This is a genomic window from Enterobacter sp. MEB024 (assembly GCF_030209635.1).
GTDB lineage: Bacteria > Pseudomonadota > Gammaproteobacteria > Enterobacterales > Enterobacteriaceae > Enterobacter > Enterobacter ludwigii.
Window position 1 is genome coordinate 167,678 of record NZ_JARVRQ010000003.1, and the last position, 14,109, is coordinate 181,786.

At 55.3% G+C, this 14,109-nt stretch carries 12 protein-coding genes; 6 read left to right on the forward strand and 6 right to left on the reverse strand.

The window, feature by feature from the left end:
- Positions 1–5: 5 nt before the first annotated feature.
- On the reverse strand, positions 6–578 hold the full coding sequence (gene yeiP, locus QRN24_RS07025) for an elongation factor P-like protein YeiP (RefSeq protein WP_008500940.1): 573 nt from the start codon (positions 576–578) through the stop codon (positions 6–8).
- Positions 579–742: 164 nt separating this feature from the next.
- On the opposite strand from yeiP, the gene QRN24_RS07030 reads away from it, so the two are divergent.
- The gene (locus QRN24_RS07030; protein ID WP_025203636.1) at positions 743–997 is read left to right on the forward strand and encodes a YkgJ family cysteine cluster protein; all 255 of its coding nucleotides are present in this window, start codon (positions 743–745) and stop codon (positions 995–997) included.
- Here the strand turns inward: QRN24_RS07030 and setB are convergent.
- Positions 994–2,175 carry a sugar efflux transporter SetB gene (setB, locus tag QRN24_RS07035; RefSeq protein ID WP_014170922.1) on the reverse strand — a complete coding sequence of 394 codons (1,182 nt, stop codon included), beginning with the start codon at positions 2,173–2,175 and terminating at the stop codon, positions 994–996. The genes QRN24_RS07030 and setB overlap by 4 nt on opposite strands.
- A gap of 360 nt (positions 2,176–2,535) precedes the next feature.
- Between setB and fruB the strand changes: the two genes are divergently transcribed.
- Genes fruB through fruA form a run of 3 tightly spaced genes read left to right on the forward strand, consistent with a single transcriptional unit; the run spans position 2,536 to position 6,303 of the window.
- Positions 2,536–3,666 (forward strand): fused PTS fructose transporter subunit IIA/HPr protein, encoded by a 1,131-nt coding sequence (gene fruB / locus QRN24_RS07040; protein ID WP_014170920.1) that lies wholly within the window; start codon positions 2,536–2,538, stop codon positions 3,664–3,666.
- The gene (gene fruK / locus QRN24_RS07045; RefSeq protein ID WP_014170919.1) at positions 3,666–4,604 is read left to right on the forward strand and encodes a 1-phosphofructokinase; all 939 of its coding nucleotides are present in this window, start codon (positions 3,666–3,668) and stop codon (positions 4,602–4,604) included. Before fruB ends, fruK begins: the two co-directional genes overlap by 1 nt.
- Before the next feature lie 16 nt (positions 4,605–4,620).
- The gene (fruA, locus tag QRN24_RS07050) at positions 4,621–6,303 is read left to right on the forward strand and encodes a PTS fructose transporter subunit IIBC (protein ID WP_025203638.1); all 1,683 of its coding nucleotides are present in this window, start codon (positions 4,621–4,623) and stop codon (positions 6,301–6,303) included.
- 47 nt (positions 6,304–6,350) lie between these two features.
- On the opposite strand, the gene nfo is transcribed toward fruA, so the two are convergent.
- The gene (nfo, locus tag QRN24_RS07055) at positions 6,351–7,208 is read right to left on the reverse strand and encodes a deoxyribonuclease IV (protein WP_014170917.1); all 858 of its coding nucleotides are present in this window, start codon (positions 7,206–7,208) and stop codon (positions 6,351–6,353) included.
- 64 nt (positions 7,209–7,272) lie between these two features.
- Complete coding sequence (locus QRN24_RS07060; protein ID WP_138014034.1) at positions 7,273–8,319, reverse strand: YeiH family protein; 1,047 nt, start codon at positions 8,317–8,319, stop codon at positions 7,273–7,275.
- 98 nt (positions 8,320–8,417) lie between these two features.
- Here QRN24_RS07060 and yieE point away from each other — a divergent pair, with 98 nt between their 5' ends.
- Both yieE and QRN24_RS07070 read left to right on the forward strand, forming a co-directional pair.
- The gene (yieE, locus tag QRN24_RS07065; RefSeq protein WP_284942538.1) at positions 8,418–9,284 is read left to right on the forward strand and encodes a DNA-binding transcriptional regulator YeiE; all 867 of its coding nucleotides are present in this window, start codon (positions 8,418–8,420) and stop codon (positions 9,282–9,284) included.
- Positions 9,285–9,455: 171 nt separating this feature from the next.
- Entirely contained in the window at positions 9,456–10,925 is a 1,470-nt protein-coding gene (locus QRN24_RS07070; protein ID WP_020883191.1) for an amino acid permease, read from the forward strand.
- A gap of 53 nt (positions 10,926–10,978) precedes the next feature.
- Here QRN24_RS07070 and QRN24_RS07075 read toward each other — a convergent pair whose 3' ends face one another.
- A complete protein-coding gene (locus QRN24_RS07075) occupies positions 10,979–12,964 on the reverse strand; it encodes a ligand-gated channel protein (RefSeq protein ID WP_181240589.1) in 1,986 nt (661 codons plus the stop codon).
- A 249-nt stretch (positions 12,965–13,213) separates the two neighbouring features.
- Positions 13,214–14,050 carry an S-formylglutathione hydrolase gene (gene fghA, locus QRN24_RS07080; protein WP_044868058.1) on the reverse strand — a complete coding sequence of 279 codons (837 nt, stop codon included), beginning with the start codon at positions 14,048–14,050 and terminating at the stop codon, positions 13,214–13,216.
- Positions 14,051–14,109 lie beyond the last annotated feature (59 nt).

Below are 14,109 nucleotides of genomic sequence, written 5' to 3' on the forward strand. Positions count from 1 at the left end.
TCGCATTAGTCTGCGCGACCCATATAGCGTTTTTCTTCGATATGGATGCGGATTTTCTCGCCCGCGGAGAGGTATTCTGGTACCTGCACCACCAGACCGGTCGTCAGGGTTGCTGGTTTGTTGCGGGCACTTGCGGATGCACCTTTGATGCCCGGAGCCGTTTCCACGATTTCCAGATCCACGGTCTGCGGCAGCTCCAGCGCCAGCAGCACGCCATCCCAGGTCAGAACCTGCATGTCAGGCATCCCGCCTTCAGGAATAAAGAGGAGTTCTTCTTCAATCTGATCTTTGGTGAAGATATACGGGGTGTAATCTTCTTTATCCATGAACACGTATTCGTTGCCATCAATGTAGGAAAAATCAACATAGCGGCGGGTCAGGGTCACGGTATCAACGATATCGTCACCTTTAAAACGTTCTTCCACTTTCAGACCGGTACGCACATCGGCGAAACGCATTTTGTACAGCGTTGCTGCACCACGGGCGCTCGGGGCCTGAATATCGATATCTTTCACAATCAGCAGCTTGCCGTTGTAATTCAGTACCATACCTTTCTTAATTTCGTTCGCTCTTGGCATTGCAGTAATCCTGTTTACGGGTGGTAAAAAATATCGCGCCAAATTACTCGTGCTCGGCCTTTCAGGCAAGCGGAATTCGTGGCTTTTGCTATCAATACACAAAAGGTGTTACTGTGCGCGCAATGCCCGACTACGCGGGCGTTCTTCAGCGAAAGAGAGCCTGTATGGATTGTCGTCCCGATTGTGGCGCGTGTTGTACCGCACCGTCCATTTCAAGCCCCATTCCTGGCATGCCGGACGGCAAACCTGCCAATACCCGCTGTGTGCAGCTTGCTGAAAATAACCTGTGCATGATCTTTGGTTCCCCGCTGCGCCCGAAAGTCTGTTCCGGCCTTCAGCCGTCCGCGGAGATGTGCGGCAGCACGCGCGCGCAGGCGATCACCTACCTTCTTGAGCTGGAAGCGCTCACCGCCCCTTAAACGTCCTTAATTCGCGCCAGACACCCTATCGTCAGCGTACACATCACCAGCGCAATCCAGAATACCGTGTGATAGCTCCAGATCTCGGCCACGATGCCTGCCATCGAGCCTGCAATAATCCAGCCCACGCGAGTGGTATTGGTATAAAGGGTGGTGGCGGAGCCTGCCTGGCCTGGCATCAGGTCCTGGAAATAGAGCATGCCAATCCCGGCGAGTATGCCGATATAAATGGCGTTGAGAAGCTGCAATGCCAGCAAGAGTCCTGGCGTGTGCACCGTCAGCATACCGATATAGAACAGCAGTCCTGCGACAGCCGCGATGCGCATTAAAAAACGCTTTCCGAAACGCTTCGCGTAATAGCCCGCGATCAGCATGGTCGGGATCTCAAGCCCAGCCGCGGTTCCCATCATAATGCCCGCCAGCTTCTCTGGCAGATGCAGCTCATCAATAATAAACAGCGGCATGTTGATAATATAAAGGCTGTTTGTTCCCCACATCAACGTACAGATAACAAACAGGAGCAGCGCATCACGACGGTTACGGCGCGGGGCTTCCAGTACGCCTGAAGCCACTTTGGGCTCTTTGCGCATCGACGGCAGGAAGAACCACACCATGGTGCCGCACACCACAAACGCGACAGCCGCACTCAGGTACATCACCGTAAAGCCAAACCCCATCGCCAGGGCATACGCCAGCGGCGGGCCAATGACCCATGCCAGCGACACCTGGGCACGCAGAATAGAGCTGAACATCACCGCTTCACGACCGGTATGGTCGGCGTGCTCGCGGGCGAGGGCGAACATCTGCGGGTTCGCCGTGGAACCGAAGCTGCTCAGGAACACCCCCACGAACAGCAGGATGAAATAGTTGCGGTTAAAAGCAAACAACACGCAGGCAAACACCCCGAGAAGGCAGCAAAAGACGATCAGACTTTTACGATCGCCTTTTCTGTCGGAACGTCCCGCCAGAAACTGACTCACCAGAATGCCGATGATGGCACTGCCGGTAAAAAAGAAGCCAACCATTGCCGGACGGGCGTGGACTTCATTGGTCAGAAACAGGCTCAGCGTGGGCGTCTGTAACGCCCCGGCAATGCCGGTAAGGAAGGCAACAATCAAAAACGCCGTGGACGTCAAATCAAAGGGTTTTGGCGAGGCGGCGGCAGGGGTGTTATGCATACTTTCAGTATCAGCAAGTCATAAAGAGACGCGGAGTGTACGACGCTTGTCAGAAAATAAACAGGTACTGCGGTCAATTTCGCCACGAAAAATCAAAATGCCATTTCAATTAACAATCGCGGGCTGAACTTAGCTGAAACTGACTTGCTGAACGTCAGCAAGATTCAGCTGAGCGAAGAAGAAATGTGCTGTATCTCTAAATTCTGCATCGCCATTTGTAACTTTTCTTGCAAGGTTAAGCAGAAAGCGCAAGACTTTTTGAAACGTTTCAGCGCTATCTTGTTTTAACAAACGGAGCAGGCTAGCGCATTTTTTCTCATTTAAGCTGAAACGATTCAAGTTCAGCAGGAGAGGAGAACCATGTTCCAGTTATCTGTTCAGGATATCCACCCGGGCGCTCAGGCCGGGAACAAAGAAGAGGCCATTCGCCAGGTTGCCGCTGCCCTTGTGCAGGCGGGTAATGTCGCGGACGGCTACGTTAACGGCATGCTGGCGCGCGAGCAGCAGACCTCCACTTTCCTCGGCAATGGCATTGCCATTCCGCACGGTACAACGGACACCCGCGATCAGGTGCTGAAAACCGGCGTTCAGGTTTATCAGTTCCCTCAGGGTGTGGTGTGGGGCGACGGTCAGGTTGCTTACGTGGCAATCGGTATCGCTGCCAGCAGCGACGAGCACCTGGGCCTGCTGCGTCAGCTGACGCATGTGCTGAGCGATGATTCGGTGGCTGAACAGCTGAAGTCCGCGACGACTGCGGAAGAGCTGCGCGCGTTGCTGATGGGCGAAAAACAGAGTGAAGCGCTGAAACTGGATAATGAAACATTGACCCTGGATGTTGTGGCGAGCGATCTGGTCACGCTGCAGGCGCTGAACGCAGGCCGTCTGAAAGAAGCCGGTGCGGTAGACGCGTCCTTTATCACGCGCGTTATCAATGAGAAGCCGCTGAACCTGGGACAAGGTATCTGGCTGAACGACAGTGCTGAAGGCAACCTGCGCAGCGCTATCGCGGTGAGCCGCGCGGCCAACGCGTTTGACGTTGAGGGCGCGCACGCTGCGATGCTGGTCACCGTCGCGATGACCGATGAACAGCCTGTTTCCGCGCTAAAACGTCTTGGCGATCTGCTGCTGAATGACAAGGCTGAAAAACTGCTGAACGCTGACGCAAGCACGCTGCTGGCGCTGCTGACCAGCGATGATGTGCTGACTGATGACGTGCTGACCGCTGAGTTTGTAGTGCGTAACGAGCACGGCCTGCATGCCCGTCCTGGCACCATGCTGGTGAATACCATTAAACAATTCGAAAGTGAGATTACCGTGACTAACCTTGATGGCACGGGCAAACCGGCCAACGGCCGTAGCCTGATGAAAGTTGTCGCGCTGGGCGTGAAGAAAGGTCACCGTCTGCGCTTTACCGCACAGGGTGCTGATGCTGAACAGGCGCTTAAAGCGATTGGCGACGCCATCGCGGCAGGTCTGGGGGAGGGCGCATAATGAGCAGACGTGTTGCGACTATTACGCTGAACCCGGCATACGACCTGGTGGGGTTTTGCCCGGAGATTGAGCGCGGCGAAGTAAACCTCGTGCGTACCACTGGCCTGCATGCTGCAGGTAAAGGGATTAACGTCGCGAAAGTGCTCAAGGATCTCGGTATCGATGTCACCGTGGGCGGATTCCTCGGTAAAGATAACCAGGATGGTTTCCAGCAGCTGTTCAGCGAACTGGGGATTGCTAATCGTTTTCAGGTTGTTCAGGGCCGTACCCGTATCAACGTCAAGCTGACGGAGAAAGACGGCGAAGTGACCGATCTGAACTTCTCAGGCTTCGAGGTGACTCCGTCAGACTGGGAGCGCTTCGTGAACGACTCTCTGACCTGGCTTGGTCAGTTCGACATGGTCTGCGTCAGCGGCAGCCTGCCGTCCGGCGTGAGCCCGGAAGCGTTCACCGACTGGATGACGCGTCTGCGAAGCCAGTGCCCATGCATTATTTTTGACAGCAGCCGTGACGCGCTGGTCGCCGGCCTGAAAGCCTCGCCGTGGCTGGTGAAGCCGAATCGCCGCGAACTGGAGATCTGGGCTGGCCGTAAGCTGCCAGAATTAAAAGATGTGATTGACGCTGCCCATGCGCTGCGCGAGCAGGGTATCGCTCACGTGGTTATCTCTCTTGGTGCAGAAGGGGCGCTGTGGGTTAACGCTTCTGGCGAATGGATCGCCAAGCCGCCATCGGTTGACGTTGTCAGCACCGTTGGCGCAGGGGATTCAATGGTTGGCGGTCTGATTTATGGCCTGCTGATGCGTGAATCCAGTGAACATACTTTACGTCTTGCCACCGCCGTTGCTGCCCTGGCCGTTAGCCAGAGCAATGTCGGTATTACCGATCGTACCCAGTTAGCCGCGATGATGGCGCGCGTTGACTTAAAACCTTTTAACTAACAGCAGGAGAGGAATAATGAAAACGCTGCTGATCATTGACTCCGGTCTCGGACAGGCTCGCGCCTATATGGCGAAGACCTTGCTGGGAGCGGCGGCGAACAAAGCACATCTTGAGATGACGGATAACCCGGGCGACGCCGAAATGGTGATTGTTCTGGGGGATAAAATTCCCGCTGACAGTGCGCTGAATGGCAAAAAAGTGTGGCTGGGCGACATCAATCGCGCGGTGGCACACCCGGAACTTTTCCTGAGCGAAGCGAAAGGTCATGCGTCTGTTTACAGCGCACCGGTCGCGGCGCCGGTTGCCGCGTCCGGACCAAAACGTATCGTGGCGATCACGGCCTGCCCGACGGGCGTGGCTCATACCTTTATGGCGGCTGAAGCCATTGAAACCGAAGCGAAAAAACGCGGCTGGTGGGTAAAAGTTGAAACACGTGGATCCGTTGGTGCGGGCAACGCAATCACCCCTGAAGAGGTGGCTGAAGCCGATCTGGTGATGGTTGCGGCTGACATCGAAGTGGACCTGGCGAAATTTGCCGGTAAGCCGATGTACCGCACGTCAACGGGCCTGGCGCTGAAAAAGACCGCTCAGGAGTTTGATAAAGCGCTGGTGGAAGCGAAGCCGTATCAGGCAACGGGGTCCACGCAAACTGCGACGGAAGGTAAGAAAGAGTCAGCTGGCGCCTATCGCCATCTGCTGACCGGCGTGTCTTATATGCTGCCGATGGTGGTGGCGGGCGGTCTGTGTATTGCCCTCTCGTTCGCGTTTGGTATTACCGCGTTTAAAGAAGAAGGCACGCTGGCTGCTGCCCTGATGCAGATTGGTGGTGGTTCCGCGTTTGCCCTGATGGTGCCGGTGCTGGCAGGCTTTATCGCCTTCTCCATCGCTGACCGTCCGGGCCTGACGCCGGGTCTTATCGGCGGTATGCTGGCGGTGAGCACCGGTTCTGGCTTTATCGGCGGTATCATTGCCGGTTTCCTGGCGGGTTACGTTGCGAAGCTTATCAGCTCGAAGCTGAAACTGCCGCAGAGTATGGAAGCGCTGAAACCGATCCTGATCATCCCGTTGATTTCCAGCCTGGTGGTGGGTCTGGCGATGATTTACCTCATCGGTAAACCTGTAGCGGGTATCCTGGCGGGTCTGACCCACTGGCTGCAAACCATGGGTACCGCGAATGCGGTACTGCTGGGAGCTATTCTCGGTGGCATGATGTGTACCGACATGGGTGGCCCGGTGAACAAAGCAGCATACGCATTCGGTGTTGGCCTGCTGAGTACCCAGACCTACGCGCCAATGGCAGCGATTATGGCGGCCGGTATGGTGCCACCATTGGCTCTTGGCCTGGCAACCATCATTGCACGTCGTAAATTCGACAAAGCGCAGCAGGAAGGGGGGAAAGCTGCCCTGGTACTTGGCCTGTGCTTTATCACCGAAGGGGCAATTCCGTTCGCGGCGCGTGACCCAATGCGCGTTCTGCCATGCTGTATCGTGGGGGGCGCGGTAACCGGTGCTATCTCCATGGCGGTTGGCGCGAAACTGATGGCACCACATGGCGGTCTGTTCGTGCTGCTGATCCCAGGTGCAATCACGCCAGTGCTGGGTTATCTGCTGGCGATTGTGGCCGGTACGCTGGTGGCAGGTCTCTCTTACGCGGTGCTGAAACGTCCGGAAGCGGAAGGGGTCGCGAAAGCGGCGTAAGCGGTAAAACAATAAAAAAGCCGGGTGCTTATGCGACCCGGCTTTTTTTATGCCGCCTGTTCAGCGGTTTGCTGTGCCTTCAGCCAGGCAATCTCTTCTGCCCAGATGTCCGGATTAATGGTTTCCAGCACCATCGGGATACCGTCGAAACGGGCATCCTGCATAATAAAGCGAAACGCATCGTGGCCGATATTGCCTTCACCGAGGCTGTGATGGCGGTCCACGCGGCTGCCAAACGCGCTTTTCGCATCGTTCAAGTGCATTCCGCGCAGATACTTGAAGCCCACAATGCGTTCAAACTCATCGAAGGTCTTTTTCGTCTCATCAAGCGTTCGCAGATCGTAACCCGCGGCAAAGGCATGGCAGGTATCAATACATACGCCCACGCGGGATTTATCCTCCACGCCGTCAATAATGGCCGCCAGATGTTCGAACTTAAAGCCGAGGTTACTGCCCTGCCCGGCGGTGTTCTCGATGACCGCCGTCACGCCCTGGGTTTTATCCAGCGTGATGTTGATGGATTCGGCAATGCGCGCCAGACAGGCATCTTCGTCAATCTGCATCAGATGACTTCCCGGATGGAAGTTCAACAGCGTCAGCCCAAGCTGCTCGCAGCGCTGCACTTCATCAAGAAACGCCTCGCGGGATTTCTCCAGCGCCTCCTGCACGGGATGGCCAAGGTTAATGAGATAGCTGTCGTGGGGAAGGATTTGACCCGGCCCGTAGTGGTATTTCTCACAGGCGGCTTTGAAATCATCAATCACTTCAGAGGTGAGCGGGGCGGCGCGCCACTGGCGCTGGTTCTTGGTGAACAGGGCGAAAGCGGTCGCCTCAATTTCGGCGGCGCGAATGGCGGCATTCGCAAGGCCACCTGCAGCGCTGACGTGCGCTCCAACATATTTCATAAAGGGACTCCTGTTAACCCGAAATACGTATGATAGCGGGTTAACAGGAGAAGGATGAAGTGGTTTATGCCATCAGGCTATGTACCGCGAGGTTAATCGCACCGCCGCCAACGATCAGCCAGATGAAGAGTACCAGCGCCATCAGCAGCGGTTTTGCACCTGCTTTTTTCAGCGCGCTCACGTGTGTCGTGACCCCGAGCGCCGCCATCGCCATCGCCAGCAGGACGGTATCCAGCGTGACCAGCATATCCACCACGGCTTTCGGCAGCAGGTGGAAGGAGTTAAATACCGCCACCACGATGAAAAGAATCGCAAACCACGGAATGGTGATTTTACTCTTCTGGCTACTGCCTGCCGGCGCAAGTTGTTTTACGCGAGCGGCCAGGATAATCAGGAACGGAGCCAGCATCATGACGCGCAGCATTTTGGCAATGACCGCGGCATTTTCCGCATCCGGATTAATGGCGTGACCCGCCGCCACCACCTGAGCCACTTCATGCATGGTTGAACCAATATAAATGCCGTAGGTCTCGGGGCTAAACCAGTGCGCAACCAGCGGGTACATGGCCGGGTAGAGGAAAATCGCCAGCGTACCGAAAATAACCACGGTCGCGACGGCAACCGTCACTTTGCTGGCTTCTGCCTTAACGACAGGCTCGGTTGCCAGTACCGCGGCAGCCCCGCAGATGCTGCTGCCGGCACCAATCAGCCAGCAGGTTTGTTTATCCAGCCCAAACACTTTCTGGCCAATAAAGCAGGCCAGTAAAAAGGTGCTGGTCAGGGTCAGGACGTCAATAGCGATCCCGCTGACGCCGACATCCGCAATCTGTGAAAAGGTCAGGCGGAAGCCGTAAAGGATAATCCCGAGGCGCAGCAGATGCTGTTTGGCGAAAATAACCCCGCCATCACAGGACTTCCAGATATGGGGGTAAACGGTATTTCCCACCACCATGCCGAGCAATATTGCCAGCGTTAAGGCACTAAAACCTGCCCCGGCGACGGCCGGAATGCTGCCGCCCCATAACGCTACGCCAGTTACCACCGCGCTGAGCGCAAGACCCGGCACGAAGTGCCACAATGTACGTTGATGCTGTAAGGTGTGTTCTGACATAACCTTCTCCTTTATCTGGCTAAAAGGTTACGGCGTTGTGGCTTAAAAATAAAATTGATTATATACTTATAATCAATCTATATAAGTGGTAAGTGACCATGCACATTACGTTGCGTCAGCTGGAAGTTTTTGCCGAAGTGCTGAAAAGCGGGTCGACGACGCAGGCCTCGCAAATGCTGGCGCTGTCCCAGTCCGCGGTCAGCGCGGCCCTGACCGAACTGGAAGGGCAACTGGGGGTTCAGCTTTTCGACAGAGTGGGGAAACGGTTGGTCGTCAATGAACATGGCCGCCTGCTGTACCCGCGCGCGCTGGCATTGCTGGAGCAGGCGACTGAAATCGAACAATTGTTCCGCGAAGAGAACGGAGCCATCCGCGTTTACGCCAGCAGTACGATCGGCAATTATATTCTGCCGGAAGTGATTGCCCGCTATCGCCGGGATTTCCCGACCCTGCCGCTGGAGATGAGCGTTGGCAATAGCCAGGATGTCATCAATGCGGTGATCGATTTCCGCGTGGACATCGGTTTGATTGAAGGGCCGTGTCACAACGTCGATATCATTGCTGAACCCTGGCTGGAAGATGAGCTGGTGGTGTTCGCCTCGCCAGCCTCTTCTTTATTACAGGGTGAAGTGACGCTGGAACGGCTGGCTCAGGCGCAGTGGATCCTCCGGGAACAGGGCTCCGGTACCCGTGAAATTGTCGATTACCTGCTGCTCTCTCACCTGCCGCATTTCCGGCTGAGTATGGAGCTGGGCAACTCGGAAGCCATCAAACACGCGGTTCGTCATGGGCTGGGCATCAGCTGTCTCTCCCGGCGGGTGATTGCTGAACAGCTTGAGGCCGGCACGCTGGTCGAAATACCGCTCCCGTTGCCTAAACTGGTGCGCACGCTGTGGTGCATTCATCATCGTCAGAAACACCTTTCCAGCTCGCTGCAGCGTTTTCTGCGCTATTGCGACATGTAAACCCGCAATGCGGATCCTCTCTCCGTTGGGAGAGGGGAGATGCAGATGCGTGCTTTACTTATAATCCTGGCCGAGTCATGAAGCTCTCTTATAACTGAGCATTTCTGCCGGAAGGAACGCGTATCGTCTGCTACAATCGCGCCTCATTTGTTGAAGGGACAGCATTTTCACATGGTTTCAGAAATTAAAACCACAGAAGCGCCCGCGCTACGTCGCGAACTTAAGGCGCGTCACCTGACGATGATCGCTATCGGCGGTTCAATCGGTACAGGTCTTTTTGTTGCCTCTGGCGCAACAATTTCGGCAGCCGGCCCGGGTGGGGCACTTTTCTCTTATATCCTGATTGGCCTGATGGTGTACTTCCTGATGACCAGTCTGGGCGAACTGGCGGCGTACATGCCGGTATCCGGTTCGTTTTCGACCTACGGTCAAAAATACGTTGAAGAAGGCTTCGGCTTCGCGCTGGGCTGGAACTACTGGTACAACTGGGCCGTTACTATCGCCGTTGACCTGGTCGCCGCACAATTGGTGATGAACTGGTGGTTCCCGGACACGCCAGGCTGGATCTGGAGTGCGTTGTTCCTGGCAGTGATCTTCCTGCTCAACTACATCTCCGTGCGTGGTTTTGGCGAAGCGGAATACTGGTTCTCTTTGATCAAAGTGGCAACCGTCATCATCTTTATCGTCGTCGGTGTGGCGATGATCGTTGGTATTTTCAAAGGCGCTCAACCTGCAGGATGGAGTAACTGGAGCATTGGTGATGCGCCATTTGCGGGTGGATTCTCGGCCATGATTGGCGTGGCGATGATTGTCGGCTTCTCCTTCCAGGGAACCGAGCTGATCGGTATTGCTGCCGGTGAATCCGAGAACCCGGAGAAGAACATTCCACGCGCGGTGCGTCAGGTATTCTGGCGTATCCTGCTGTTCTATGTGTTTGCGATTTTGATTATCAGCCTGATCATTCCTTACACCGATCCAAGCCTGCTGCGCAATGATGTGAAAGACATCAGCGTTAGCCCGTTCACGCTGGTCTTCCAGCATGCCGGTCTGCTCTCCGCCGCGGCGGTGATGAACGCCGTTATCCTGACCGCCGTGCTCTCAGCGGGTAACTCCGGCATGTATGCGTCTACCCGTATGCTCTATACCCTGGCATGCGACGGCAAAGCGCCACGCATCTTTTCTAAGCTGTCCCGTGGCGGCGTACCGCGTAACGCCCTGTATGCCACAACGGTGATTGCCGGTCTGTGCTTCCTGACCTCCATGTTTGGCAACCAGACGGTGTACCTGTGGCTGCTCAATACGTCCGGTATGACGGGCTTTATCGCCTGGCTCGGGATTGCTATCAGCCACTATCGCTTCCGCCGCGGTTACGTTATGCAAGGTCATGACATCAATGACCTGCCGTATCGCTCAGGGTTCTTCCCGCTGGGGCCTATTTTCGCCTTCATTCTGTGCCTGATTATTACGCTGGGACAGAACTATGAAGCGTTCCTTGCGGACCGTATCGACTGGGGTGGTGTAACGGCGACCTACATCGGTATTCCGCTGTTCCTGATAATCTGGTTTGGTTACAAACTGACGAAGGGGACGCGCTTTGTTCGCTACAGTGAAATGGAATTTCCGGGACGCGTAAAACAATAACCGCACTTCCTCTCTTTTAGCCCGCTCGGTTGAGCGGGCTTTTTTATTGGCGATCAGAAGCTGTAGGTCATGCCGACAGTGTAACGGCGGCCATCAAGTACGGTATCGTAAGTCTCGTAATCAATCTGTTTATCCAGCACGTTATACACGCCTGCGGTTACCAGCAGGTTCTTGTTGGCGTTATAACGCAGACCCACATCAACCTGCGTGTAAGACGGTGTGCCCTGTGACATTGAGGTCCGGCTGAGATACTCAGAAGATTTGCCGCGGAAGTTCAGACGGCTCCAGAAGCCCACATCCTGCGTGGCCTGCCAGTCCAGCGTGGTGTTGAACATATGCTTAGGCATTTTATTCAGAGGCTTACCAGAGAACTGACCGCTCTTCTGCTCGGATTCGGTATAGGTGTAGTTAGCCGTCCAGTTAACATCCTGGGTGATTTTCCAGCCGAAAGTGGATTCCACACCGCGCATGTTGGCTTTGTCGACGTTGACCCGGTCGCTGACAAAATCGTAGGCATGACCGCCAATCGTACAGGCAGGGTCGGCACTGCTGTTACAGCGACGTACTTCAGTGATTTTGTTTTTGAAGTCGGTATTGAACAGCGTAACGCCGGCGTTAAGACTGTCATTGTTATCCCAGAGCAGGGCGATCTCTTCGCTCAGGCTCTTCTCCGGCTTGAGGTCCGGGTTACCCACGATCATGCCATCCAGCCGACCGCCGCCCGTTGCTTGACCCCAGTTGGCGGAGGACTGACGCAGATCCGGTGCACGGTAGCCGGCAGAAACGCCCCCTTTTAACGTCCACTGTTCTGCAAGGTGCCACACCCCATAACCGCGAGGCGTCCAGTTGGTGCCATAGTTCTGGTCTTTATCCATACGCAGACCACCGGTCGCCGTGAAGCTATCGGTCATCGCCCACTCATCTTCAGCAAACAGCGCCCAGCTCCAGCGCGTCAGTTTGTTGAGCCCGTCCGCCGCCTCAAGCTGGTTACCGTTGTCACGCAGCTTCTCATAGCGATACTGGCCACCGAGGGTCAGGGTATGGTCGCCGAGGAAGATCTGGTTCTGGTTGTTGAAAGTGGTGTTATACGAACGCATTTTGCGAACCGGGTTATTGGTCTCTTCCTGCTGGATGTAGCTGGTAGTGTTGAAGTCGCTGTAGTAACCGCTGTGGGTAAGGGAATAGGTCGTATGTTCGTAGCGGGTTTCGCTTTTGCTGTTTGGCGTGCAGGTTGTCCCGCGGCAGGTTTCAGTCGCTTTCGACTTGCCCGGCGTGCTGTTTCGGTCCTGAAGTTCGCGGGCAAAATCGAGGTCAAAATCGTTCTGCTCGTCCGGGGTAAAGTTCAGCGTGATCCCGCCGTTACGCATTTTCTGCTCATTGAAACCGTTCAGGATCTGATCTTCCGCGCGACGTGAGAGCAGGCCTGTCACTTTTGCACCGAGCAGTCCGTCAATTAACGGGCCGGAAGCGTAGGCGTTGGTCTGGAAGATATCCCCGGAATCATGGTTCTCCTGGAACGTGGCATCGCCGTGTAACGATCCGGTCCAGGCTTTGGTATTCGAGACTTTTTTGGTAATGATGTTGATTACGCCGCCCATTGCATCTGAGCCATAGAGCGATGACATGGGCCCGCGGATCACTTCGATGCGCTCGATAGACTCCAGCGGCGGTAGCCAGCCTTGCTCAATGCCCGAGTTATCGCTGTTCGGGCGCGTGCTGCGTGTGCTGACGCGCTTGCCATTGACCAGGAACAAGGTGTATTGGGACGCCATGCCGCGAATGCTGATATCGCTGCTGCTTCCGCCGCCCGTGACGACGACGCCCGGGACATCTTTTAGCGCATCGGTCACATCGCGGTAAGCCTTGTCTTCAATCTGCTGCTTTGAAATGACGGAGATAGAGGCTGGGGCATTCTGGATTTTTTGCTCAAAACCCGTGGCGGTCACCACCACGGTATCCGGGTCGGCTGCGTGAGCAAGAGGGGAGAGCATGGCGGCGCTGATGGCAACAGCCAGTAACGTAACGCGTGGTATTGTCATTTGAACATTCCATATCAAAAAGAAAAACACTCCATCGGGTAACCCTGAGAACTGTATGTATTTGTCTTGTAAGAACTCTTTGTGATGGAGAAGAGCCTGGAATTGTACAAAAGAATGTGAAATTGTAAACACAAATGATAATCGAAATCATTTGTGTTTTGGTATTGGTTAGTGAAACTGGCTTTTATTCAAAGGGATAGGGTTTTGAGACCCGGCAGACGGAGCGCCACCGGGCAAGAAGGGAGGAACTTACTTAAACAGATGCGCCGCATGGAAGCGGAGATGATCTTCAATAAATGACGCCATAAAGTAATAGCTGTGGTCATACCCTGGCTGGATACGCAGCGTCAGCGGCCAGTCCTTCTGGCGTGCCGCTTCGGCCAGAACCGCAGGTTGTAGCTGACCGGCGAGGAACTGATCCGCATCGCCCTGATCGATCAGCGTCGGGATGGCGTCCCCCGTGTTGCTGGCCAGCATCAGCGCACAGCCGTCCCACGCCTGCCATTTATCTGTGTCACTGCCCAGATAATGGGTGAAGGCTTTCTGACCCCATGGCACCTGGGTGGGGTTCACAATCGGGGCGAATGCCGACACGCTGGTGTATTTTCCCGGATTTTTAAGCGCCATTATCAACGCGCCGTGTCCACCCATGGAGTGTCCGCTAATGGCGCAGCGGTCGCTTACCTCAAATTCGGCCTGAACCAGCGCAGGCAGTTCGTCACGAATGTAATCATACATGCGGTAATGACGTGCCCAGGGCTGCTCTGTCGCGTTCAGGTAGAATCCGGCGCCTTTGCCCAGATCGTACCCGGCATCATCGGCGACATCATCGCCACGCGGGCTGGTATCAGGCATGACCAGCGCAATCCCCAGTTCAGCCGCAATACGCTGCGCGCCCGCTTTGGTGGTGAAGTTTTCGTCGGTACAGGTTAAACCGGACAGCCAGAACAGCACGGGTGGCTTTACGCCCGTTTCAGTTGGCGGCAAAAAAATGCTGAACGTCATGGCACAGTTCAGTACGCTGGAGTCGTGCCGCCAGCGCTGCTGTCGACCTTCAAAACAACGATGCTCTTCGAGCAGTTCCATGCAGGGCTCCTTAATACGAATTGCTATTCACTCGGCCCATAATACAGAGTTTTCATTTA